Source organism: Ignavibacteria bacterium (assembly GCA_036262055.1).
Lineage (GTDB): Bacteria > Bacteroidota > Ignavibacteria > Tepidaquicellales > Tepidaquicellaceae > DATAJP01.
This window is the reverse complement of the sequence record DATAJP010000002.1, coordinates 745,745-769,878: the sequence shown is the minus strand read 5'-3', so window position 1 is coordinate 769,878 and position 24,134 is coordinate 745,745. Positions and strand designations below refer to the sequence as shown.

The following is a 24,134-nucleotide window of genomic DNA, read 5'->3' as shown; positions in this document are numbered from 1 at the left end:
AATTTGATTTATTAAAGTTTTACCTTGACAAACTAATTGGGAGGTTAGAATGAATATAATTACAAAATTTTCAGTATTTTTTATTGCATTTTTTGTGTTTTCAGCAAACGCATTTGCCGGATGGACAAATCAACCAAGTGGAACTGCTTCAAGCTTGCAATCAATATTTATGCTTGATGCAAATACCGGTTACGCTTGCGGAACAGGCGGTTCATTGCGTAAAACCACAAACGGTGGAACTACCTGGACCGGAATCACAACGGGAACAACAGACAGTCTTAACTCCGTTTATTTTCTTAATGCTAATACCGGTTACATTGTCGGTGCAAATGGTTTGTTAAGAAAAACTACAAACGGTGGAACAAACTTCACGACAATTCCTACAGGAGGAACTATATCCCTTAAATATATCTTTATGGTTAGCACCGACATAGGTTACATTGTCGGAAATAGCGGTAAGATTTTAAAAACAACAAACTCAGGCGCTAACTGGATTAACTTAACTACAGGTACTACTTTTAATCTTACATCAGCATATTTTATAAATTCAACGATTGGTGCCATTACTTCTTCAAATGGTTTTATATACACAACTACAAATGGTGGTTTTGATTGGTTGAGTTTTTCAGCAGGCAGCAATGCGAATTTTACCTGCGTAAGGTTAAATACTACATTAAAAATGATTGCAGGTATTCAAAACCCAATTGTCCCGGGAGGCAATATTGCAACAACAACTAACGGCGGCGCGAATTGGCAAATAACGGACTTAGGCAATACACGCGGAATCAGGACTATAGCTTTCCCATCTGTGGGAACCGGATATATGTTTGGTGATGGTGGAAATTTCTATAAAACAATTGATACCGGCCGTACCTGGATTAATATGACTCAGGGAACAGCTACTTATAATTCTTCTTCGTTTATTAACACAAACACCGGTTGGATTGTTGGAACAACAGGTACAATTTTAAAAACTACCGACGGCGGACTTTCAGCACCTGCAGCGCCTACAAACTTGGTAGGATTCCAATCTGCCCCAAGAAAAGTTTTTCTTTCCTGGTTTGATAATGCAACTAATGAACAGGGTTATAGAGTTGAACGCGGATTAAGCATGGCTGATTTTCAGATAATAGCTACGCTTCCTCCTAATAGTGTAGTTTATGTTGATTCAACAGTGGGCAATGCAACATATTTTTATCGCGTGAATGCTTTCCTTCTGAATCAAAATTCCCCGTATTCAAATGTAGTTATGGTTGGAGTTGTCGGAAATGAGGGCAATGCAACTAATGTTCCGGATAAATTTAATCTTTACCAAAATTACCCGAATCCGTTTAATCCTGCAACAAAAATTAAATTTGACATCGCACAAGCCACCCGTGTTACAATGAAGCTTTATAATGTTCTTGGAAAGGAAGTGCGTTCGCTCGTAAACAACACAGCTTATAATCCGGGTTCTTACGAAATTACAGTTGATTTCAGCAAACTGGAAAGCGGAATTTATTTTTACAAAATAATCACTCCTTCATATACCGAAATCAAAAAAATGACTTATATTAAGTAAGAAAATTAAATATATTTATTATCCATAACCGCTTTGGAACAATTCAAAGCGGTTTTTTTTTAATAAAACGTCATAATGATTTGTAAAATATGTTCTAAAAAATCCTCTTATTTCGGACAAGCAGAAATATTAAGTAAATATTCAATAAAATATTACAAATGTCCGGATTGCGGTTTTATTCAAACCGAGGAGCCGTATTGGCTTGAAGAAGCATATCACAGCACCATTAACAGAACTGATGTCGGTTACGTATACAGAAATGTACTCCTTTCAAAAGTTGTAAAAAAAATTATTTTCTATTTTTACAGCAAAACGGGAAAGTTTCTGGATTATGGCGGCGGGTATGGTTTGTTTGTCCGCTTAATGCGGGATATAGGATATGATTTTTACTGGGATGATGCTTACTGCGAAAATATTTTTTCTAAAGATTTTGAGTTGAAGGATGTAAAAGAAAAAAAATTTGAACTTGTAACTGCGTTTGAGCTTTGCGAGCACCTTGTAAATCCTCTTGAGGATTTTGAAAAAATATTAAAGTTTTCCCGAAACATTTTCATCAGCACGGAGGTATACCCAAAGACAAACCCCAATCTGAACGAATGGTGGTATTTCGGTCTTGAACACGGGCAGCATGTTTCGATTTATTCAAAAGAAACTTTTGAGTATCTTGCAAAAAAATATAACCTTAATTTTTATACCAACGGAAAAAATCTTCACCTCTTAAGTTCCAAAAAAATCAATTCATTGTTTTTTAAGTACATCAGTTTGTATTATATTTATATTTCACTGAGACCTTTTTCTTCGGTTAAAACATTAGTGAATAAAGATTTCGATTTGGTTTTAAATAGAATTAAATCCGGGAATTAATTTTATAAATTGGGAATAGTTCTAAAGCAAACAGTTAAAAATACAGTCATATCTTATGCAGGATTAATCATAGGATATATAAATATAATAATTTTATATCCTACTTATTTTTCTCTTGCTGAGTTCGGATTAATTTCTCTTCTGATGAGTGTTTCATTTGTATATTCCCAGCTTTCTGCATTCGGTCTTGTAAATACGATTATAAAATTCTTCCCTCATTTTAGAAATGAAGATAAAACACATGAAGGATTTGCGGTATGGATGATTGCGCTTATGTCAGTTGGATTTGTTTTGATTACCGCGCTTTATCTTGTTTTTAAACCGCTGATTGATGAAGCGTTTATCGAAAATTCACCGATTTTTCTTGAGTATTATTATTGGATAATTCCTCTTTCTTTATTTACATTGCTGTTCAATGTCTTCGAAAGCTTTGCGAGGGCAATTCATCAGACTGTTCTCTCAGCTTTTTTACGTGATGTTGTTTTCCGATTGTTGACAACTGCGGGAATAATTGCAGTTGCATTCGGCTGGCTTACATTCGACCAGTTCGTAGTTTACTTTGTTTTGATTCATGCCGTCATATTTGTTGTTTTATATCTGCAAATAATTATTTCAAAAGAATACAGATTCTTTTCTTTTATAAACAAAATCGAGAGAACAAAACTTAGAAGAATTATAAATTACGGGTTCTTCACACTTCTTTCCATTTCATCATATTATATTGCACTTAATCTTGACAGAATAATGCTTGGTTCGATGGTTGGTCTTGATATAGTCGGTATTTATCAGATTTATATTTTTGTGGGAACTGTGATTGTCTTTCCATACCGTGCGCTTGGACGAATTGCAGTGCCGTTAATTTCGGATAGCTGGAAGAATAACGACCTGCCGAAAATTGACACCATGTATAAAAAAACTTCTCTGATGCTTTTAATAATTTCGGTTATTCTTTATATCGGAATTATTGTAAACGAAAATAATTTATTGCTTCTGCTTAAAAAACCGGAGTTTGCAGGAACATTTGGAATTTTTATAGTCATAGGTTTATCATTTGTAATTGATGCTACAGGAGGAATAAACTCCGACATACTTGCTACTTCCGATAAATACCGTGTAGATACCGTTTTCAACATAATTTTTCTGGCAATAAACGTGATTTTAAATTTTGTTTTTATACCTATATATGGCGGGGTCGGCGCAGCGCTTGCAACAACATTATCATATTTAATTTTCAATGTGATGAAATGGCTTTACATAAAAATAAGATTCAAGATGCAGCCATTCGGATTGAAACATTTAATTGTTTTGCTGATTGCCGGCGCAGCACTATTAATCGGTATTTATTTGCCTGTAATCGGTAATGTATGGATAGATATTTTATACAGGAGCTGTTTGGTCGGAGGATTTTATTTCGGTACTATACTTTTGTTAAAAATTTCTGAAGATGTAAATGAAAAATTCATAAAAGTTTTAAGAAGGTTCGGTTTCGCAAGATGAAAGTAACTTATGACCATCAAATATTCATAATTTCAAAATTCGGAGGGGCTTCGCGGTATTTTGTCGAAATGATAAGCCGAATGGCGCAAAAGAAAGGTGTCGATGTTTCGCTTTTCATGGGATATTTCATAAATGAATATGGTCTGGAAAATTTTAAAAATCATTTTGCGAATTTCAACGGTAAGAAATACAACGAGATAAAAAAATCCAAGATGTTTATGTTTCATCTTGATAATTTTTTGTTCAAGAGTTTTTTAAAAAAATCTAACCCTGATATTTACCATACAACTTATTATAAATATCTTGTCCCTTCCTTCAAAGGAAAGAGAATCGTAACAATATTAGATATGATGCATGAACTTATGCCTGCTGCTTTTAGTAAATTTGACAAATCAGCGGAATGGAAAAAGGAAGCAGTCCGGAAAGCCGATGGAATTATCTCAATTTCGCATGCTACAAAAATAGATTTAATGAAGATTTATAACGTGCCTGAAGAGAAAATAAAAATTATTCATCTCGCAAATTCAATGAACACAAACGTAACGTCTGAACGCATAGTAAAAGAACCTTATATTTTGTATGTGGGGGGCAGGTGGGTATATAAAAATTTCAGAATGCTTCTTGATGTATTTGCAGGTTCAACTCATTTGAAAACAAATTTTAAAATAGCTGCATTCGGCGGTGGAAAATTTTCTGCCGAAGAACTCGAATACATGGACAAGCTCGGAATTAAAGATAAAGTAATATTTGATACGGGAGCAGATGAAAAACTTGCCGATTATTACAAATATGCTTCGGTTTTTGTTTATCCGTCTAAATATGAGGGGTTCGGAGTACCGCTTCTTGAGGCAATGAATATGGATTGCCCGATTGTTGCAAGTAATATAAGTTCGATTCCCGAAATCGGAGGTCCGGCGTGTTTGTACTTCAATCCTGATAGTCCCGATGACTTAAAAGAAAAGCTTGAAATTAGTTTAACAAAAGAAGATGTAAGAAATGATCTGCAAAACAAAGCAAAGGAATGGAGAAAAAATTTCAGCTGGCAAAAAACGGCTGACGAGACTTATGAATATTATAAACAAATTTTGAACAAGTAATGAATCCGAAAGTCAGCATAATAACGGTTACATATAACGCAGGTGAGTTATTGCAGAACACTTTAAACAGCATTAAGTCTCAGGCTTATGACAACATCGAATATATAATTATTGATGGAAAATCCGAAGATAATACAATTGATATTATCAAAAAAAATGAAAAGTTTGTTTCAAAGTGGGTGAGCGAGCGGGATAAAGGACTTTATGATGCAATGAACAAAGGAATTGAGCTTGCAACAGGTGATTACATCTGGTTTATAAATGCAGGTGATGAAGTTTATTCTAAAAATACTTTAGATAAAGTTTTTAAAACCGGACAAAATGCGGATGCATATTATGGAGATGTGCAATATATAGATGAAAATGGAAAAAATCTCGGGACACGGACTTTAAAGAAGCCGCCTAAAAACTTATCATGGGAAGATTTTAAGAACGGCATGATTGTTTCGCATCAGTCGATTATTCTGAAGAAAAAATATGCCGCGAAATATAACCTTGATTATAAATACTGCGCTGACCTTGACTGGATGATTCGCTCGTTAAAGAAATGTAAAGTAATTCAGAATACAAATTTGATTTTATCTAAGTTTTTAATCGGCGGGTATTCAAAAGAAAATATTATCCCATCGAATAAGGAACGCTTTAAAATATTAACAAAACATTTTTCAATATCAAAGGTTTTGCTGAGTCACATAGATATGTCATTTAAATTTGCAAAATATTACATAACCAACAAACGGAAATTATATTAATTAATACATTTATTCCAATCGATGCTGAAAGTTTTAAAAATAAAATATGAGATGATGCTGAGAAAACTCGGAGGAAAATTCGGGCTTGACCTGAAGATGACCGATGAGGAAAGATTTATGCTTCTCATCAAGCATCATAACATTGATTTAATTTTTGACATTGGCGCAAACACGGGACAGTATGCCGAGATGCTCTTTTCGCTAGGTTATAAAGGTAAGATTGTAAGTTTCGAGCCGCTTTCTGATGCTTATAGAGCAATGAAAAATAAAAGTGAACGAAATCCTAACTGGATTGCGGCAGAGCAATGCGCTATCGGAGAGTTTGATGGCGAGATAGATATTAACATTTCTGAAAATTCCGTTAGCAGTTCAATTATGAAAGTTATGGATGAACACACAAAAGCCGAACCTTCATCGAGAACGACAAAACAGGAAAAAGTTAAGATTCATAAACTCGATACAATTGCGAAACAGTATACCGGCAGTGCAAAAAACTTGTTGATAAAAATCGATACGCAGGGTTATGAAGATAATGTCATCGAAGGAGCTAAAGAAACAATTAAGCTATGCAAAGGAATGCAGGTTGAGTTATCTCTTGTTAAGCTTTACGAAGGACAAAAACTTTTTGATGAAATGGTGAAAAAAATTACATCACTCGGTTTCAGCTTGCAGCAAGTCGAACCGTCATTTACCGATAAAAACTCCGGCAAGATGCTTCAGGTTGACGGAATATTTTTCAGAGATTAATTAATTTTCATTTTACGAGCACCATTTTTTTGGTGTCAGTAAAATTAGGTGTTTCCAATTTATAAAAATATACCCCGCTTGAGAACCTTGCGCCGTTCCAAGTAATTTTATATGCACCTAAATCCATTTGCTGATTTATAAGAATAGCTATTTCCTTGCCTGTAATGTCAAAAACACGCAGTTTTAGAAATTCAGCTCGAGGAAGATTGAAGCTGATTGTCGTATTAGGATTAAATGGATTAGGATAATTCTGGAATAACTCAAACGATGATGGAACAACACCTGAAATATTTTTTATATTAACTGTTTCATAAAAGCTTTTTATCTGATCGGCATACTGTTTTAATTTCGTAACCGAGTTCAAATATGTATCACCCTTTGCAATAAGCTGTGCAATTACAAGAGTAACTTTTTGATTAGGGTGTATAGTTTGATTATCATTTCCTGAAGAATGAATTTGTTTCCGGGGACCTTTATTATTTATAGGGGTTGTAAAACCCGTCAAATTCCCGCCGCAGTTTTCAACACTGCCTTTAAACTCCGTCCATCCGAGATTTTCCTGCGGGTCCCCCGAATAATTAAATTTTGTTATTTGCGGAGGATTTGTGTTTGGGATTACCCAAGGAGTTAAATCTTTTTTAAATCCCCTCATAAAATTATAAGCGCCTTGGGGCTCACCGTTGGGGTCATATTCACATGGGGTAGCTGATGCACCATAAGAAAATCTGGCTGAGGATGTCATACCAAAATTTCCCGGTGTTCGTAAAAACATTGTCCCGACGGCAGGAGGAGCAACCCCATATTCAGCATCCTCATTATCACCGTTGTACATATATGACATATCTCTTAATGTATCACAACCCGAATAATTATCATTCGGGTCACCAACTTCACCTTCACTGTAAATAGTAAAATGAGTTCCATTCCAGTCAGAAGAGCTCTTATTTATAATATCCCATTTATAAAACATCGCATCCTTTAGAGGGTCAAAATTATAACCCCACGCAGTTAATCTTAATTCTGCATTAAGCGGTTCTGTTCCTCCTCCGAAACCTTCACCTAATGTGTGTGAAGAAGGGTTTGCGTCAGTCATTACACAGAACACTGTCTGACTTGCATTCTTGACTCCGGGTGTATCAACAAGGGGGTCATACTGAAAATTTCCATTCACATCAACATATGGCGCGCCGAAAGGCACCATCAATCCCCAGTTCATCCAGTCATAACTTTCTAAAGGAACATCGGATTTTGATACGCGGTAAATTTTCATGTTATCATTTGTTTCAAATTGTCCGCTGCTATTAACATAACCAGGTAAGTATTCTCCTCTGTATGAACCCGCTGCCATAAGCAATTCACTGTTCACCATTGCGGCAATTGTCAAACCGCTTGTAAATATCATATAATTATTACTTCCTGCAGGCCATTGAAGTCCAGCCTGATTTTGCACATCTGTATTTTGATTAAAAATTCCCCAACTTTTTATGAATGTATTAATATTATTTGGTGTAAAAGTCTGTAATGGATGATATAAAGGGTCGCTTTTTCTTTGCATCAGCGTTCCATTATCACCGACCGCCAATGCTAACTCATTATCCAATGCAATTATACTGTTTAGATTTTGAATTGTGTTGGAAATGTTTGGTGTCCATGTTTTTCCGCTATCAATAGTTCTTAAAATTGTCCCATTATTTCCAGCTATATAGCCGTTTTTCATTGAACCGTTTCCGGGAAAAGAGTGAAAATGAATTGCGTTCAAATCAGCTGAAGTTGGTATACTTAAACTTGCCCAATTTAATCCACCATTTGTAGTTTTAATAATTAAACCGCCTGAACCAACCGCAAAAATTTTTAGTGAATCAACATAATACATTGACTTTAAGTTTCCTGCGAATCCTGTATTAACAACAGTCCAGTTATCTCCCGAATTGGTAGTCCTCAAGATTTTCCCATTGTCTGCAGCAATCCAACCAAATTTTCTTTGCTGCATATTTCCAAACAAAACATAATTTAAATTATCGGAAATAACTTGCGGGACCAGACTCCAATTTGTTCCTGTATTTGTGGAATACAAAAGTGTACCATTGCTGCCAACAGCAACATATCTTGCTGTTGTCCCGGCAACTGTTAAGTTTATGGAACGTATATCGTTTGATGTCACTGTCTGAACAACTTGAAATGTAGTCTGTGATGTTGTGGATTTTAAAATTACTCCGTTGCTTCCACCAATAAATTTAGTTCCTGTTAATGAAAAATCACACAAGAGATTATTTGGTGTGCCTGAAGTAATTGATGCCCAGGGTATAGTTCCTGTAGGACTATAAAATAATGTCCCATTATTTCCTGTAATGTAAAGAGAAGAGATTGAATTTAACTTCTGAGTTGTTCCCAAATTAACGGAATACCATCTGTAAATCTGCGAAAACAATTTACCTGAAATAAAAATTGAGATGATTATAACGAGAAAAAAAATTTTTATGTTCCTCATTTATCTTAATTTAGTCGGATCATTAGTTATCCTTATAATAAAATAACATAATTAATTGTTTCTGCAAAAGACAAATTTGGCTGTTTGTGAACTGAAAATTCAGTGCATAAAAATGACCAAATTAACTTCTTTTATACGAGGAAATTTCCTTAAAAAATACCTATTTTACTGAAAATTCAGCTATTTGTTTAAAAAAATCTTAATAGCAAACCGTGGTGAAATTGCAGTCCGCGTGATAAATACAGCACGCGAAATGGGTATAAAATCTGTTGCGGTTTATTCTGATTTCGATAAAAATTCACTTAATGTCCGTCTTGCTGATGAAGCATTTCATATAGGCGAATCACCTGCCTCAAAAAGTTATTTGCTTGCTGACAAAATAATTGACGTTGCAAAAAAATCCGGGGCGGAAGCAATTCATCCCGGGTATGGGTTTTTATCCGAACGAAGTTATTTTGCAGAGATGTGTGAGAAATCGGGAATAAAATTCATAGGTCCTTCCTCAAAAGCAATTGATTTTCTCGGAAGCAAAACTAACGCAAAGAAAATTGCGGTTGATGCAAAAGTACCGATCGTTCCGGGAACTGTAACCCCACTGAAAGATTTTAATGAAGCAAATGATATTGCTAAAAAAATAGGTTACCCTGTTCTGATAAAAGCATCTGCAGGCGGCGGCGGAAAAGGAATGAGAATTGTTCAGAGTGAAGACGAACTTGAAAGTATGTTCCGCATGGCGCAGAACGAAGCACGTTCGTCTTTCGGTGATGACAGTGTGTTTATCGAAAAATATATTCTTGCACCAAGACATGTAGAATTTCAGATTCTTGCAGATGAACACGGTAACGTTATTCATCTCGGCGAGCGCGAATGCTCGATGCAAAGACGCTTGCAAAAAGTAATTGAAGAAACTCCCTCGACAATCATCGATGATGAGCTGCGAAAAAAAATGGGTGATTGCGCAGTGCAGCTTGCGAAAGAAGCGAATTATTCAAACGCAGGAACAATTGAGTTCATCGTAGATAAAAACAAAAATTTTTATTTCCTCGAAATGAATACCCGTCTGCAGGTTGAGCATCCGATTACTGAAATGCGAACCGGCATTGACTTGGTGAAAGAGCAGTTAAAAGTAGCTTACGGCGAAAAGCTTTCATTCAAACAAGAAGACATAAAGTTCAAAGGACATTCAATTGAATGCAGGATAAGCGCCGAAGACCCTGACAATAATTTTATTCCTTCGACAGGAAAAATAACTTACCTGAGCAGATTGCTTGGCAATGGTCTGCGTGAAGACACAGGAATTGAGCAGGGTGATGAAGTATCGGTTTATTATGACTCAATGATTGCAAAGCTTGTATCGTATGCAGATACTCGAGAACAAGCAATTGAAAAAATGAAACGCGGTCTTGAAAGCTATTTGCTGGACGGGATTAAAACCAATATTTCGTTTTTATACAGCCTGCTTGAATGTCCTGAGTTCATAAACGGGGGTTATGACACACAGTTCATAGAAAAAACTTTTTTAGAAAGATATAAGAATAGTACAAAAGATAAATTTGATAACGAAGACGCGGAAGCAGCAGCTTTTGTTGCGGTGTTAATGCAAAGAGAAAGTAAAAATGATGTTGCGAATAATAATTCTGTTCTGAAACAAACATCAAAATGGAAAGAACAGAATCTGAAGTATTATAGATAACTTTATCAAAAACTATTTTTTTGAAGTCATTCCCGCGAAAGCGGGAATCCCAGTACCAAAAATAATGAAAGACTTCTTTGTTTATATCTTAACAAATAAATCGAATGAAGTTTTATATATTGGAGTTACTAATAATTTATTACGAAGGGTTATTGAACATAAACAAAAAGCTATAAAAGGGTTTTCGTATAAATACAATACGGATAAACTGATTTACTACGAACAGTTTGAAAGAAGCGATTTTGTTATTGAACGAGAAAAGACATTGAAGAAATGGAATAGAGTCTGGAAAAATGAACACGGTAATAAGATTAATTCAGAATGGAAAGATTTATTTTATGAAATTGGTGGAAATGATGAGCTATTACAAAAGAGGCTGGGATTCCCGCTTTCGCGGGAATGACTTCTTTTCTTTATTTTAATTTAAAATAAATGATTTCTTAATGACCAAATATTTAATAAACAATAAAAAAGTAAACCTCGACACCGATTCAATCAACATCGATGGTAAGTCTTTTCCGTTTGAGTATGAAAAGCTTTCGGAAAATTTTGCTTCGGTGAAAATTAACAACAAGAATTACATTGTGAATATTGAACAAGAGGGTGATAATTTGAGATTGCGTATTAAAAACGAAGTATATAATATTACTTGCAAAAGCGAGACGGACTTAATAAAAGAGCGGCTCACGGGCGGCAGAAATCACCGGAAAATCAATAATGATATTAAATCTCCGATGCCCGGTGCAATTGTTAAACTTAACGTTAAAGAGAATGATGAGCTGAAACAAGGTGATGTTTTGCTTGTGCTTGAAGCGATGAAAATGGAAAATGAAATAAAAGCACCTTTCGATTGCAGAATTAAAAAAATATTCATCGAAGAAAAAAAGAACGTTGATAAAAATCAGCTCCTGATTTCTTTAGAATGTAAATAACAAATATGGACTTATTCTTAGCAGTAGCATCGTTATTTGCCGCCGTCATTCCTATGTTCGCCTATTTAATGATAATATGGTGGATGGACAGGAACGAACGCGAACCTTTCTGGCTTATACTCCTGAATTTTTTCTGGGGAGCAACGGGAGCGATTTTTCTTGCAATTCTCGGAAGCATAATTTTCCAGATCCCTTTGAACGTTTTAATAGAAAGCGTTGCAGACGGCGACCCAAGTGAGCTTCTTGACTTATCGGGTGCGGTAATCACTGCTCCTTTGGTTGAAGAATTCACAAAAGGAATTTTTCTTGTGTTAATGTCGATGACAAAAAGATTTGACGGCGTCGTTGATGGTGTAGTTTATGGCGGTGCAATAGGGCTTGGATTCGGAATGACGGAGAACTTTATGTATTTTCTTTTTTACGGAACAACCCCTGTAAGCTGGGTGATGATTGTTATAATAAGAACTTTATTCTCCGCGGTAATGCACTGTCTTGCGCAGGCATCGTTCGGAGCTTTCCTCGGGTATGCTAAGTTTAAGCCGTTCATATATAAAATAATATTGATTCCGACAGGATATTTTCTTGCTGTATTTTTACATTTTGTATGGAACCTGACAGTAAGTTTTGAAGAAACAACTTTAGTGGGATTTGCATTTTTGGTTTTATATCTTATGGCAATCGTTGCTGTGTTCCAGATTGCACTTTATCTCGAAAGCAAAACAATTGCAAAGGAGCTTCATGATGAATCTTTACAGGGAGTAATTCACAAAGACCATTTGCACTATCTTCCTTACGTAACTCGCAGGAACAGTCGAGGATGGCTTCCCCCAAAAGTTAACCAGAAAGAATACATACGGCTTTCGGTTAAGCTTGCTTTAAGAAAGTATCAGCACAGAAATATTTCCGGCAGCAAAAAAACTGAGTATTGGAAAGAAGTCGAACTGCACCGTTATAAAATTCAGATGATTTATTATCATGCGGGCTTGCCGTATAATAATATACCGCAAGAAAATAAATCATGATATAGATTCTCATCGTTTTGTATTATTGCCATATCTTAAAATTTGATTAAAGCAAATTTAAAAAATATTTCTTACCAGACATCGGCACAAATTATACCACGAGCGTTGATGTTTGTGTTCACGTTTTATATTGCGGGAGTTCTCGGCAGTGAGGAATACGGAAAATATGATTTTGCTTTATCGTTCGGATATTTAATCGGCGTTTTTTATGAGCTTGGCGGTAATATTATTCTCACTAAGCATGTTGCCCGGGGACTTTATTCAAGTTTTGCTTACTCGCTTAAATTCCGCCTTGCTTCGATAATAATTGCAATAGTTGTAACATTTGCTGTATTGAACCTATTTGGGTTATACAGCAACAACATTACAAATATCCTGTATGCTCTAATCGGAATTGCATTCAGCTCGCTGATGAATTTATATTTTGCTTTCTTCAGAGGAATAAGCAAAATGAGCTATGAAGCAATTGTTCTCATTATACAAAAAGTTATCTTTATAGCTTCTGCGTTTGCATTGATAATGATAAACAAAACAGCGTCGAATGTTTTGATGTCGTTTTGTTTAAGCATGCTCATTGCATGGATGATAATTTTGCTAATTTTTAATAAGAAAAAGCATAATTTTGATTTTACAAATGATGAAAAGAAAATTCAGTTCAGGGATTATATAAAAGACGTTATGTCTCTCGCTCTTGTTGAGGTTTTTTCGATTATATATTTCAGGGTAACACAGATTATCCTCGAAGCACATCAGGGATTTGATGCTGTGGGAGTTTACGGAGCTTCATATAAATTTGTTGAAGTATTTACAAATATACCGGCAATTTTAATGATAGTATTGTTTCCGAACTTTGCAAGATTATCCGTCGAGAATATGCCTGAATTTAAAACTCAGTTTAAAAAAGTTTTGCTTCTGCTGTGTTCATTAGGTGCAATTGCAGTTTTAATCTGCTGGTTTTTCGGTGAAATGTTTTTTTCACTGCTCGGAAGCGACTATGCAGATTCATATATAGTATTGAGATACATGACATTGGCATTATTCATAATTTATCCAAACTATCTGCTTTCGCAATCATTGATTGCACTGGATAAAAATTTGAAATACGCCTTTATTTTGAGCCTGGTGCTTATATTCAATGTAGCGCTTGGAATAATTCTTGTTCCTCAATACAGTGTTTACGGTTCGGCTTTATCCGTGGGAATTTGCGAGTTCATAATTTTTGTTTTAAGCTTAATAATGATAAATAAAGAATTTAAATCACGTCTTGCTAAACAGAGATAAACATAAAATACCGTTCAGATTAAAAGTTCACCGCGCAAAGAACACTCCTTATTTCAGATTTTTTGACAATATTATCTCGAGAATAAAACCGCCGAAAAAATTCAAAGGAATTCCCAAAAAGGTTTTGCTGATTCGTAACGATAAAATAGGTGATGCAATGGTAACGCTTCCTGTTATGCGAACGATTAAGTATAATTATCCCGATATAAAAATAGATGTGTTGGTTTCTGACAGAAATGAATTCTTGTTTAAAAATTTCAGTTATGTGGATGAATTAATAAAATTTTCTCCTGAGGGCTGGGACACTGATAAGCTAAGAAACAGGATTTATAAATTTTTTTTCATCGGACATATTTTGCAGTTCATTCGTTTTTTTTTGATTCCGTATTTCTTTAATAAAAAATTCAAGCAGGATATAAAAAGTTTAAAAACAAGAAATTACGATGCTGTTGTTGACCTTGTCGGTTCAAGAAGAAATATTGTTCTTTCAAGAATGATTTCAAAGTTCACCGTCGGTTCAAAAGTGTTTGGCTTATTCTGGCTTTACTCTTATTACATAAAAACAAACTGGGTTACCACGATTAATGAAGATTTTATGTCGAGGAAAATTGGCAACGCTATGTCAGAAGCGTTAAATCTTGACCTGAGTCAAAAAAATAAATCCTTACCGTTACTGAATTTTGAATTTCATAAAGAAGAAAATATTAAAACCGATATAATAATTCATCTGGGCGGTTCCGTATATAGAAAATTTCCCTACGAAAAAGAAAGGGAATTAATAAAAAGTTTATCGGATTACAGATTAATCATTACAGACGCAGGAAATACCGAAGGATTTAGAAATCTAAAAGAAGAATTTAAAAATTTTTCAAATATTCAATTTAAATTATATAATTTTATAACAGATATGCTTGAAGACGTTGCCGGCGCAAGATTATTTCTATGTTATGACGGCGGACAGGCGCATTTTATTTCTCAGTATATTAAATCAATTGTCATTTTTGGGTCCGGGTCTTTGCCATTATGGAAACCGTATGAGTTTGAAGATTATCAAGCAATAGAAAGGTCACCGGCCGGTGCTGTTGCTTATAAAAGTAAAGGACAGTTCGGACATGTTGCAATACATTACCCGATATGGTGTAATCCCTGTTTTGATATTGGGTGCGAGACAAGACCGTGCCTTGGAAATATTTCGATAGAATTTGTAAAATCAGTTGTTGACAAAACTTTTAATGCAAATGCTTAAAAAAGATACTGCATATAAACTTTTCATGGTTGCGTGGGTTTATTTTTTATTAATCACGATAATAGATTTTCATTATCCATTGGGAAAAAATTACATACCTATAATAAATTTTTCCAAAATCCAAAATTTTAAATTTATCCCTTTTGTGATTATTGCATTATTAATTCTTCCGTTAAACGCATACAAATCTCAAATAAATCACCATTTATTTAAAATTTTTCTTGTCATTACAATATTAATAATTTCAGGATTTGTTTCAGCAAGTTTATCCGAAAACCCGCGTGTTGGGTTTGCATTTATGACAAGGTTTACAATTTATTTCTTGATATTGTTATATCTTGTATTTGCATTAAAATATTTTGCGGGGTTAAATGAATTTCTTATTAAGAGTTTTGTGTATGTTAATCTCTTTATAATCATTGCGTGTATTATGGATTTTTATGTCCCTGCTTTTCATCAGCTTTTGGTAGATTATTTCGGAAGACCGCTTGTTAAACATTCTTTCATTAAGTATAATGATGAAATTTTGATGCGTCCCATGGGGTTTATTACCGAATCAAATCTTGCCGCACTCAGCATAACTCTTGCGAGCTTGCTTATGCTGCTTAATAATAAAAAATTCAATCAGTATTTCAGAATATGTTTTTATGTTCTGGGCAGCTTTGCGTTGGGAATGCTGGTATCGCGCAGTTCACTTATTTTCTGTATTATAATTCTTATATATCTCTTTTTTTCAAAAGCTGTTACCAGAAAAGAACTATATATTTATGCGGCCATCTATATTATCGTTCAGCTTATTACTCCGCAGACTCAATCGAGAATATTGCAGTTCTTCGATAAAAAACAGATGCAAGAGGAGGTCTCTGTAGGTAGACCTTTAATCTGGGAAGCTGACTTCAATGCTTTTAGAACTAATCCTGTTTTTGGTGTCGGACCCGATTGCTTTTTTCATTCAAGCCAGGATTATCTTCGTCAGGTGCTTATTTCAAAAAATATTAATATAGATAATCCTTCTGAACCTAATTATTTTGAAATTAACAGCGTAAATCCTCACAGCTTAATACTTGCAATTCTAACTGAAGGCGGTATTATCGGATTTATAATCTTTATAATTCTTATCCTGTTAATTTTTTTATATTACTTAAAGAAAAAGCTTTATACTTCAATGGTTTTTTTTATTAATTTATTGATTGCGGCAGCAGTTTCAAGTTATGCTCCATATTATACATATTTTTTATTAATCAGTGTAATATTTTTTATCCTTTCACTTAACAATATGTGCATTAAAGATAAAGACAGTAATGTTTAAAGATGTAAAAAAAATATTGATTGTTAAGTTGTGCTGTTTCGGTGATATAGTATTCATCACTCCTGCTATATGCGCATTAAGAAAAAGATTTCCTAAGGCCGAAATTACTTTACTGTATTCCGAGTGGGTAAAAGATTTAATTCCCTATCTGCCTTATATTAATAATTCAATAAACTTTGAAAACCCGTTTGAGAAAAACAAAATAAAATTATTAGCGGGCGGCCTTAAAATTTTAAGAATGCTCAGAAAAGAAAAATTTGATTTAGCATTTCTTGGTCATACGGATAACCGCTTCGGATTATTGCTAAAGTTAGCGGGAATAAAATACCGCCTTGGTTTTTCTGAAACAAAGCATCTCAATTATACCGCACCGTTTAATTACAACTTAAAAGAATCTAAAAGATATTTAACAATATTAGAAAATAACGGCATTACAGATTGTGACGATAATTTGGTATTAAAGCCATCAAAAAATAAAAATGAATTAAAAAAGCAAAACGGATTTAATGAAAATGACTTAGTAATCGGAATGTTTCCTTTCGGCGGAATCAATCCCGGAACAGATATGAACATAAAGCGCTGGTCACTTCATAAGTATATTGAACTGACACAAAGAATTAAAAATAAATTTTCGAACGTCAAAATTATTTTTTTTGAAGGAAAACTGCCGGAAGAAAGCATAAAAGAAGATATAAAAACTGAATTTGATAAAGATATTAAAATTACTAAAATTAACATAGACCTAATCTCAATGTGTGATATTTTTATTAGCAATGATACGGGTCCTTTGCATATTGCAAGCGGTTTCGGTGTTAATACAATCGGAATTTTTGGACCGTCCGACCCGAATCTTGTCGCACCTGAATCAACCGGCACTGTCATTCATAAAAATATCTGGCTTAATATTGCATGCAGTCCGTGCTATACACCTGAAACTGCCCGTGATAAAAATAATCCTAAATACTGGTGTGATGATAAATTTATTTGTTATATGATTGATAATGCCTGCATGAGAGACATAAGTGTTGAAATGGTTTTTGAGGAGTTTAAAGAATTAATTAAAAATTTTAAAATGTCACCCTGAACTTGTTTCAGGGTCAACAAAATGTTGATGGATTCCTGCTTTCGCAGGAATGACAAGGTATTATGAAACGTTACGGTATATTTGGCGGAGCATTTAATCCTCCGCATATTGCGCATTCAATAATGGCAGAAGATGTTCGCGAACAAATGCATCTTGATAAAATTATCTTTATTCCATCAGGCAATCCCCCGCTTAAAGAAGGCATTGAAGTTGCGTCGCCTGAGCACCGTCTCAATATGGCTAAGCTTGCTTTCGAAAATGATAAAAATTTTGAAGTGAGTGATATTGAAATGAAAGATTTAACAAAAAAATCATATACTGTTGACACTTTAATCAAACTTAAAGAGCAACATAAAGATGATTTTATAAATTTTTATCTGATTTTGGGAGTAGATAACCTGCTTGATTTTCCTAAATGGAAGAATCCGGAGAAGCTTTTTCTGCTTTCCGAAGTAATTGTAATTAACCGACCAAATTTTTATGTTAATGAAGTAAATCCTGAATATTCGCGGAGAGTAAAATATCTCAGCGTTCTTAATATCGAAATTTCCTCATCTATCATAAGAGAATATATCAGGAACGGCAAATCAATTAAATATCTTGTTCATCCTGAAGTAGAAAATTACATTTATAAAAACAAATTATACATTTAAAAATGGAAGAAAATAACCAAGTAACCGGAGAAGAAATAACCCAGCAAGTTGAACCTCTGTCCAAATTTGAGGCAATATCGGGTGTAATTACGGCTCCTTCAGATACTTTTGAGACCATTGCGGTTACTCCTAAGACGAATTATTGGATTATGCCTACTCTTTTATTTATGGTTGCAGCTCTTATTGGCGCATTTTTATTTCTTAATGATACGGAGCTTGTGACTAAAACCATGGATAAGCGTAAAGCTGACATTCAAAAAGGTCTCGATGAAAAAGTAAAAGCAGGCGATTTAACACAAGAGCAGGCAGACCAGCAAATGGCCGTTACCGAACCATTCCTCGACCCTAACGGTTGGTTCGTTAAAGTAACCGGATACGGAGCAAATATAATTTCACCGTTTTTTCTTTTATTCTTTATGAGTGTTTTGATTTTAATAATTATGAAAATTATGAGAAGTCCCATCTCATTTTATAACATATTAAATGTTGTGGGTTTGTCGTTGACTATATTTGCTATCAGTTCAGTGGTAACAAGCATCATCTCGGTTCTGATGGGTGATTTGCAGACATTAGGTCCGGGTTTAATTTTAAGTGAAGAATCGGTTGGAGCAAAAGCGTATGCCGTTCTTTCAGGAATCGATGTTTTTTCAATCTGGGCAATTGCCGTTATGTCCATAGGATTGTCTAAGCTTGGCAAGGTTTCATTGACTTCAGTTGCTGTTACATTATATGGGGTATGGCTTCTCTTAACAGTAGTAAGAGGTTTATTAACATAATATGGAAGATTATTCCGAATATCAAAGCAAAGAACAATTAGCAAAAAAATATGCTAAGACCAGGAGAATACTATCATTAACTTCTACGGTTATATTTTTTGCGGTAGTTTTAATTTTACTATTCACAGGTTTATCAAAAAATATTTCAGCGATAGCTTATGAGTATTCAGCAAATGATTATATTGCTCTTTTAATTTTTGTTGCTATAATCGGAATCGGTGAAAGCATCATTACATTCCCAATCGGTTTTTATTCCGATTACATTCTCGAACATAAATACGGAATGTCAAATCAAACCATCGGTGGTTACTTTAAAGAAAAATTAAAAGGTTTGGTCTTAGGATTAGCATTAGGAATTCCGCTTTTACTGCTCTTTTATTATATATTAAGCAACACGGGTGATAATTGGTGGCTTGTATTTGGATGTATTCTATTTTTGTTCACAGTTATAATTGGACAGCTTGCTCCGGTTTTAATTATGCCTCTGTTTTATAAATTCAGACCCATCGAAAATGAAAACATCAAAAGCCGGTTAATTGATTTATGTAAAAAAACAGGTGTTATGGTGAAAGGCATATTTGTGTTTGATATGAGCAAAAATACAAAAAAAGCCAATGCCGCATTTACAGGAATGGGCAAAACGAAACGAATTATTTTAGGCGATACTCTGTTAAATAATTTTACTGAAGATGAGATAGAAACTGTATTTGCTCACGAAATGGGGCATTATACGAGAAAACATATAATAAAGCTTGTTGCTGTTTCAACCATTTTAACTTTCGGAGGGTTGTATCTTACAGCGCTTTTATACAAATCTTCTTTATCTTTTTTCGGTTTTACGCAAATATATGAAATAGCTGCTTTACCTTTATTGTTTTTATATTTAAGTTTATATAGTCTTGTTACTTCACCGATTACGAATATTCTTTCGAGAAAATTTGAGTGGGAAGCTGATACTTACGCACTTGAAGTTACAAAAAATAATACTGCTTACATTTCTGCTTTAGAAAAACTGGCAGACCAGAATCTTGCAGAAAAAGAACCCAACAGATTCATCGAGTTTCTTTTTCATTCGCATCCATCCTTATCAAAGAGGATTGATTTTGCAAGAAATTTCAGGTCATAATTTTTATTAATTAATAGAAGGGGATGATATATGAAAACACTTAAAGATTTATTGAAAGGTGACAGGATTCATTATGTTAACAAAGGAACACCTGTTATAGACGTAATTAAATTTATGGATTTGCACAACGTAGGCGCAGTTCCTGTTCTTAACGAAGAAAAACGATTGATAGGGATTTTTTCAGAGCGTGATTTGTTGCGACGCGTAATTGTAAATGAGATGAACTTATACGATACGATTGTAGATGACGTAATGACCAAAGAAGTAATTGTAATCGAGGCGCATGATTCACCGGAACAGGCATTGCAGGTTATGAAACAAAAGAATTTCCGGCACCTTCCTATAATAGAGGATAAAACATTGATCGGGATTTTATCCATTAAGGATCTTATGTTGCATGACCTCGGTGAAAAAACCGAACAGATAAAACAGCTGAATACTTTTATTCAATACGCGGGTTAGTTCGCAGAATAATTTAATACTATATGAAAATTACAGATTTGAAAACCATTGGCGACTTAAAAAGACACGGATATGTAGTTAAGTCAGTTAAAGATGAAGTTCGAGATAACTTAATAAAAAAGCTTAAAAGCAAAGAGATTGTATTTGACGGAATTATCGGATACGATAATACCGTAATCCCTTCAATTGTAAATTCGATTCTTGCAAAGCATGATTTGATTTTGCTCGGACTCCGGGGACAGGCAAAAACAAAAATCGCAAGGATGCTTCCGCAGCTGCTTGATGAATACATTCCAATCATAAAGGGTTCGGAGATAAATGACAATCCTCTAAATCCAATTTCAAAACATTCAAAAGATTTAATCGAACAGTATGGGGATGAAACCGAAATTGAGTGGATTTCACGCGATCAGCGTTACAGCGAGAAGCTTGCAACCCCTGACGTGAACATCGCGGATTTAATCGGGGATATTGATCCGATAAAAGCCGCGAACCAGCGCTTGCATTACTCGCACGAGGGGGCGATTCATTACGGACTTATTCCCAGAACTAACCGCGGGATTTTTGTTATCAACGAGCTTCCTGATTTGCAGCCAAGGATTCAGGTTGGGCTTCTTAACATAATGCAGGAAAAAGACATTCAGATTCGGGGTTTCAACATTCGCATTCCTCTCGACGTTATGATTGTATTCACGGCTAACCCGGAAGATTATACAAACCGCGGAAACATTATTACTCCGCTCAAAGACAGAATTGATTCGCAGATAACGACTCACTATCCGAAAGAGCTTGATGAGGGCATTGCAATTACGGAATCGCAGTCATGGATGAAGCGTAACGAGAAGCAAAATTTAATTATTCCATATTACTTCAAAGAAATTGTTGAGATGGTTGCGTTTCAGGCAAGGACAAGTGAGTTCGTTGACCAAAAATCCGGTGTAAGTGCTCGCCTTACAATTTCATCGATTGAAAATCTTGTCAGCAATGCTGAGCGTCGTGCAATCGTGAACAATGATAATTACATTATGCCGCGCATCAGTGATTTGATGGCAATTATTCCGGGAATAACAGGAAAGATTGAGCTTGTCTTTGAGGGTGAACAGGAAGGCGCAATCAAAGTTGCAAAAGCACTCATCGCAAAATCTACTCGCGAAGTTTATAAAAAATATTTTCCTGACCCGCTTCAGAGAAAAAAGAAAGATGGTAGAGAAGTGAAAGATGAGTATTCAGATATAGTTGAGTGGTTTCAGGACGGAGGCAAGATTAATATTTATGACAACATGACCTTTAAGGAATATTTTGCCGAGCTGAAAAAAGTAAAAGGTCTTGAGTCGTTCGTAAAAAAGTATCCGCAGTATTTCGAATCCGAGTATGAGCTTGCATCATTAATGGAGTTTGTCCTTGATGGTTTGCACCAGAACTCCAAAATCGCGAAAGACGAAATCGAATCCGGCGCATCATACAAAGACATGGTGAATACAATCTTCTCAGGTTCATCATTCAAGGATGAAGATTTTTATAATTGAGTTATAAGGTTTGTAAGTTTATAAAGTTATAAAGTCATTCAAAATGAAGTCATTACCGCGGAAGCGAGAATCCAATTACTAAGGGGACTCTTCACTTCTTTCAGAGTGACACGAAATTTAAAAGGGCATTGCCCTTTTATTATATGTACAACGTATGAAGGAAAAAATAATCGAAGTCCGAAATTTAGTTAAGAAATATAAAGACCTGACTGCCGTGAATGGCATCAGCTTTGACGTTTATAAAGGCGAGATATTTGGACTGCTTGGACCAAACGGTGCGGGCAAGACAACTACACTCGAAATTATGGAAACACTCCGTCCGAAAACTTCGGGTGAAGTTATCATTGACGGGCTTTCAATCGATAAGGACCAGAATAAAATAAAACAAATAATCGGAGTTCAGCTTCAGGCGGCGGGATATTATCCTAATCTGCATCTTGATGAATTGGTTGAATTGTTCGGCGGACTTTATAACGTTGATGTTAACATTGATGAGATTTTAAATCTTGTTGACCTGAAAGAAAAAGCAAAGAGCAAATACAAAGAGCTTTCAGGCGGACAAAAGCAACGATTTTCAATTGCAACCACTCTCATTAACAGACCTAAAATAATTTTTCTCGATGAACCCACAACCGGACTTGACCCGCAGGCACGAAGAAATCTCTGGCAGCTTGTGAAAAAAATTCAGGATAAAGGTACAACTGTAATGCTGACAACGCATTACATGGATGAAGCGGAATATTTATGCGAACGCGTGGGAATAATCGACCATGGAAAAATTCTTGTAATAGAATCGCCCGGCAACCTGATAGACGATTTGCTGACTCGGGGATTTAAGAGACACGCGCAACTAAAAGAGGCAAGTCTGGAAGACGTCTTTCTTGAGCTGACCGGAAGGGAGCTTAGAGATGAATAAAAAGTATTCTCAATTCCGCGCGCTTTGGGCGATCACCAAAGGAAGCTTAAAAGCAATTTTCAGAAATCCATCCGCATTTGTTTTTAATTTGCTATTCCCTTTAATTTTTATTGTCGTATTTGGATTCATTGCCGGCGGCGGTTTCTCGATTGATGTTGCAATAGATAAAAACTCGGACAAAAATAATCCGATATATAACTCTCTAAAAGAAATTCAATCTATAAAGCTCATAGAAGACAAAAAAGACGACGACATAATTTCGGATTTATCTAAGGGTGTAATTGAAGGGGTGGTGAGCATCCAGAAAGATGCAAACGGAAGTTATGTTGTTGACCTGAAGATGACCTCGGCATCACCAACAGGCGGAAATGTTTTAAAAATGATTTTGTCACAATTAATCGATAAAGTAAATCTCTCAACAGTAAAAATCGACAGACCTGTTGCAGTTCTGAAAGAAGAAACCGTTCAGGGGCGTAGATATAAAATGATTGATTTCATTTTACCGGGACAGCTTGGATTTTCTTTGCTTTCCGCCGGAGTTTTCGGGACTGCGTTTATTTTTTTGATACTAAGAGAAACACTCGTAATAAAAAGATTTTTTGCAACTCCTGTAAGCAGATTTGCAATCGTCTGCGGTGAGGGACTGAGCAGGTTAATCTTTTCGATTTTTACCGCAATCATTTTGATTGTCTTCGGGCATTACATCTTCGGGTTTACTCTTGTAAATGGATTCATAACATTTATAAATATGCTTTTGCTATGCGTAATCGCGCTCATAATTTTTCTTGGCTTTGGTTTTGTTGTTTCGGGAGTTGCCACAAACCAAAATTCAGTGCCGGCAATTGCAAACCTTATAACGCTTCCTCAATTTTTGCTTGCGGGAACATTTTTTCCGATTTCAAACTTTCCTACATGGCTTCAGCCGGTTAGTAACTTTTTACCTCTTACATATTTGAACGATGCTTTGAGAAAAATTTCTTTTGAAGGCGCATCAATTTTCGACGTCGGTTCTGAAATCGGAATTTTATGTATCTGGGGAATTGTGGTTTATGCGATTGCGATTAAGGTGTTCAGGTGGGAATGAATATCAAAGACTTGTCAT

Annotated in this window: 22 protein-coding genes; 21 read left to right on the top strand and 1 reads right to left on the bottom strand. The window is 35.1% G+C overall.

From position 1 onward, the window contains the following. Positions 1–49: 49 nt before the first annotated feature. The 6 genes from VHP32_05315 (at position 50) to VHP32_05290 (ending at position 6,518) form a co-directional block, all read left to right on the top strand. A complete protein-coding gene (locus tag VHP32_05315) occupies positions 50–1,561 on the top strand; it encodes a YCF48-related protein (GenBank protein HEX2787307.1) in 1,512 nt (503 codons plus the stop codon). Between the two features lie 75 nt (positions 1,562–1,636). After that, a complete protein-coding gene (locus tag VHP32_05310; GenBank protein HEX2787306.1) occupies positions 1,637–2,425 on the top strand; it encodes a class I SAM-dependent methyltransferase in 789 nt (262 codons plus the stop codon). A gap of 9 nt (positions 2,426–2,434) precedes the next feature. Next, on the top strand, positions 2,435–3,922 hold the full coding sequence (locus VHP32_05305; protein ID HEX2787305.1) for a polysaccharide biosynthesis C-terminal domain-containing protein: 1,488 nt from the start codon (positions 2,435–2,437) through the stop codon (positions 3,920–3,922). Beyond that, complete coding sequence (locus VHP32_05300) at positions 3,919–5,019, top strand: glycosyltransferase family 1 protein (protein ID HEX2787304.1); 1,101 nt, start codon at positions 3,919–3,921, stop codon at positions 5,017–5,019. Before VHP32_05305 ends, VHP32_05300 begins: the two co-directional genes overlap by 4 nt. Beyond that, positions 5,019–5,771 (top strand): glycosyltransferase family 2 protein, encoded by a 753-nt coding sequence (locus tag VHP32_05295; GenBank protein HEX2787303.1) that lies wholly within the window; start codon positions 5,019–5,021, stop codon positions 5,769–5,771. The genes VHP32_05300 and VHP32_05295 overlap by 1 nt, the downstream gene beginning before the upstream one ends. A gap of 21 nt (positions 5,772–5,792) precedes the next feature. Further along, positions 5,793–6,518: an FkbM family methyltransferase gene (locus tag VHP32_05290; GenBank protein ID HEX2787302.1), complete on the top strand. Its 726-nt coding sequence runs from the start codon at positions 5,793–5,795 to the stop codon at positions 6,516–6,518. A 7-nt stretch (positions 6,519–6,525) separates the two neighbouring features. Here the strand turns inward: VHP32_05290 and VHP32_05285 are convergent, their stop codons facing one another. Further along, complete coding sequence (locus tag VHP32_05285) at positions 6,526–9,006, bottom strand: YCF48-related protein (protein ID HEX2787301.1); 2,481 nt, start codon at positions 9,004–9,006, stop codon at positions 6,526–6,528. Positions 9,007–9,190: 184 nt separating this feature from the next. On the opposite strand from VHP32_05285, the gene accC reads away from it, so the two are divergent. From accC to VHP32_05210, 15 genes are all read left to right on the top strand, one after another. After that, positions 9,191–10,699 (top strand): acetyl-CoA carboxylase biotin carboxylase subunit, encoded by a 1,509-nt coding sequence (accC, locus tag VHP32_05280; GenBank protein HEX2787300.1) that lies wholly within the window; start codon positions 9,191–9,193, stop codon positions 10,697–10,699. Between the two features lie 64 nt (positions 10,700–10,763). Next, complete coding sequence (locus VHP32_05275) at positions 10,764–11,102, top strand: GIY-YIG nuclease family protein (GenBank protein ID HEX2787299.1); 339 nt, start codon at positions 10,764–10,766, stop codon at positions 11,100–11,102. 40 nt (positions 11,103–11,142) lie between these two features. Further along, the gene (locus tag VHP32_05270) at positions 11,143–11,631 is read left to right on the top strand and encodes an acetyl-CoA carboxylase biotin carboxyl carrier protein subunit (protein ID HEX2787298.1); all 489 of its coding nucleotides are present in this window, start codon (positions 11,143–11,145) and stop codon (positions 11,629–11,631) included. A gap of 5 nt (positions 11,632–11,636) precedes the next feature. Then, positions 11,637–12,653 carry a PrsW family intramembrane metalloprotease gene (locus tag VHP32_05265; GenBank protein ID HEX2787297.1) on the top strand — a complete coding sequence of 339 codons (1,017 nt, stop codon included), beginning with the start codon at positions 11,637–11,639 and terminating at the stop codon, positions 12,651–12,653. Between the two features lie 42 nt (positions 12,654–12,695). Beyond that, complete coding sequence (locus VHP32_05260) at positions 12,696–13,934, top strand: flippase (protein ID HEX2787296.1); 1,239 nt, start codon at positions 12,696–12,698, stop codon at positions 13,932–13,934. Next, positions 13,918–15,180 carry a hypothetical protein gene (locus tag VHP32_05255; protein HEX2787295.1) on the top strand — a complete coding sequence of 421 codons (1,263 nt, stop codon included), beginning with the start codon at positions 13,918–13,920 and terminating at the stop codon, positions 15,178–15,180. The genes VHP32_05260 and VHP32_05255 overlap by 17 nt, the downstream gene beginning before the upstream one ends. Continuing rightward, positions 15,173–16,489 (top strand): O-antigen ligase family protein, encoded by a 1,317-nt coding sequence (locus tag VHP32_05250; protein HEX2787294.1) that lies wholly within the window; start codon positions 15,173–15,175, stop codon positions 16,487–16,489. The genes VHP32_05255 and VHP32_05250 overlap by 8 nt, the downstream gene beginning before the upstream one ends. Next, positions 16,482–17,573: a glycosyltransferase family 9 protein gene (locus tag VHP32_05245; protein ID HEX2787293.1), complete on the top strand. Its 1,092-nt coding sequence runs from the start codon at positions 16,482–16,484 to the stop codon at positions 17,571–17,573. Before VHP32_05250 ends, VHP32_05245 begins: the two co-directional genes overlap by 8 nt. 62 nt (positions 17,574–17,635) lie before the next feature. Next, entirely contained in the window at positions 17,636–18,226 is a 591-nt protein-coding gene (gene nadD, locus VHP32_05240) for a nicotinate-nucleotide adenylyltransferase (protein HEX2787292.1), read from the top strand. A gap of 2 nt (positions 18,227–18,228) precedes the next feature. Beyond that, positions 18,229–19,002 (top strand): YIP1 family protein, encoded by a 774-nt coding sequence (locus tag VHP32_05235; GenBank protein ID HEX2787291.1) that lies wholly within the window; start codon positions 18,229–18,231, stop codon positions 19,000–19,002. A gap of 1 nt (position 19,003) precedes the next feature. After that, positions 19,004–20,128, top strand: coding sequence for a M48 family metallopeptidase (locus tag VHP32_05230; GenBank protein HEX2787290.1), 1,125 nt, complete (start codon positions 19,004–19,006; stop codon positions 20,126–20,128). Between the two features lie 30 nt (positions 20,129–20,158). Then, complete coding sequence (locus VHP32_05225; protein HEX2787289.1) at positions 20,159–20,590, top strand: CBS domain-containing protein; 432 nt, start codon at positions 20,159–20,161, stop codon at positions 20,588–20,590. Between the two features lie 23 nt (positions 20,591–20,613). Further along, positions 20,614–22,116, top strand: a complete 1,503-nt coding sequence (locus VHP32_05220) for a sigma 54-interacting transcriptional regulator (GenBank protein ID HEX2787288.1) — start codon at positions 20,614–20,616, stop codon at positions 22,114–22,116. Positions 22,117–22,270: 154 nt separating this feature from the next. Beyond that, the gene (locus VHP32_05215) at positions 22,271–23,032 is read left to right on the top strand and encodes an ABC transporter ATP-binding protein (protein HEX2787287.1); all 762 of its coding nucleotides are present in this window, start codon (positions 22,271–22,273) and stop codon (positions 23,030–23,032) included. Then, on the top strand, positions 23,025–24,116 hold the full coding sequence (locus VHP32_05210) for an ABC transporter permease (protein HEX2787286.1): 1,092 nt from the start codon (positions 23,025–23,027) through the stop codon (positions 24,114–24,116). The genes VHP32_05215 and VHP32_05210 overlap by 8 nt, the downstream gene beginning before the upstream one ends. Positions 24,117–24,134 lie beyond the last annotated feature (18 nt).

What these genes read in the sequence shown, in the direction of transcription:
- VHP32_05310 (HEX2787306.1), top strand. Translation starts at nt 1,637, where the DNA reads ATGATTTGTAAAATATGTTCTAAAAAATCCTCTTATTTCGGACAAGCA.
- VHP32_05220 (HEX2787288.1), top strand. Translation starts at nt 20,614, where the DNA reads ATGAAAATTACAGATTTGAAAACCATTGGCGACTTAAAAAGACACGGA.
- VHP32_05235 (HEX2787291.1), top strand. Translation starts at nt 18,229, where the DNA reads ATGGAAGAAAATAACCAAGTAACCGGAGAAGAAATAACCCAGCAAGTT.
- VHP32_05275 (HEX2787299.1), top strand. Translation starts at nt 10,764, where the DNA reads ATGAAAGACTTCTTTGTTTATATCTTAACAAATAAATCGAATGAAGTT.
- VHP32_05295 (HEX2787303.1), top strand. Translation starts at nt 5,019, where the DNA reads ATGAATCCGAAAGTCAGCATAATAACGGTTACATATAACGCAGGTGAG.
- VHP32_05265 (HEX2787297.1), top strand. Translation starts at nt 11,637, where the DNA reads ATGGACTTATTCTTAGCAGTAGCATCGTTATTTGCCGCCGTCATTCCT.
- VHP32_05315 (HEX2787307.1), top strand. Translation starts at nt 50, where the DNA reads ATGAATATAATTACAAAATTTTCAGTATTTTTTATTGCATTTTTTGTG.
- VHP32_05225 (HEX2787289.1), top strand. Translation starts at nt 20,159, where the DNA reads ATGAAAACACTTAAAGATTTATTGAAAGGTGACAGGATTCATTATGTT.
- VHP32_05215 (HEX2787287.1), top strand. Translation starts at nt 22,271, where the DNA reads ATGAAGGAAAAAATAATCGAAGTCCGAAATTTAGTTAAGAAATATAAA.
- VHP32_05270 (HEX2787298.1), top strand. Translation starts at nt 11,143, where the DNA reads ATGACCAAATATTTAATAAACAATAAAAAAGTAAACCTCGACACCGAT.
- VHP32_05250 (HEX2787294.1), top strand. Translation starts at nt 15,173, where the DNA reads ATGCTTAAAAAAGATACTGCATATAAACTTTTCATGGTTGCGTGGGTT.
- VHP32_05285 (HEX2787301.1), bottom strand. Translation starts at nt 9,006, where the DNA reads ATGAGGAACATAAAAATTTTTTTTCTCGTTATAATCATCTCAATTTTT.
- nadD (HEX2787292.1), top strand. Translation starts at nt 17,636, where the DNA reads ATGAAACGTTACGGTATATTTGGCGGAGCATTTAATCCTCCGCATATT.
- VHP32_05210 (HEX2787286.1), top strand. Translation starts at nt 23,025, where the DNA reads ATGAATAAAAAGTATTCTCAATTCCGCGCGCTTTGGGCGATCACCAAA.
- VHP32_05300 (HEX2787304.1), top strand. Translation starts at nt 3,919, where the DNA reads ATGAAAGTAACTTATGACCATCAAATATTCATAATTTCAAAATTCGGA.
- VHP32_05290 (HEX2787302.1), top strand. Translation starts at nt 5,793, where the DNA reads ATGCTGAAAGTTTTAAAAATAAAATATGAGATGATGCTGAGAAAACTC.
- VHP32_05230 (HEX2787290.1), top strand. Translation starts at nt 19,004, where the DNA reads ATGGAAGATTATTCCGAATATCAAAGCAAAGAACAATTAGCAAAAAAA.
- VHP32_05245 (HEX2787293.1), top strand. Translation starts at nt 16,482, where the DNA reads ATGTTTAAAGATGTAAAAAAAATATTGATTGTTAAGTTGTGCTGTTTC.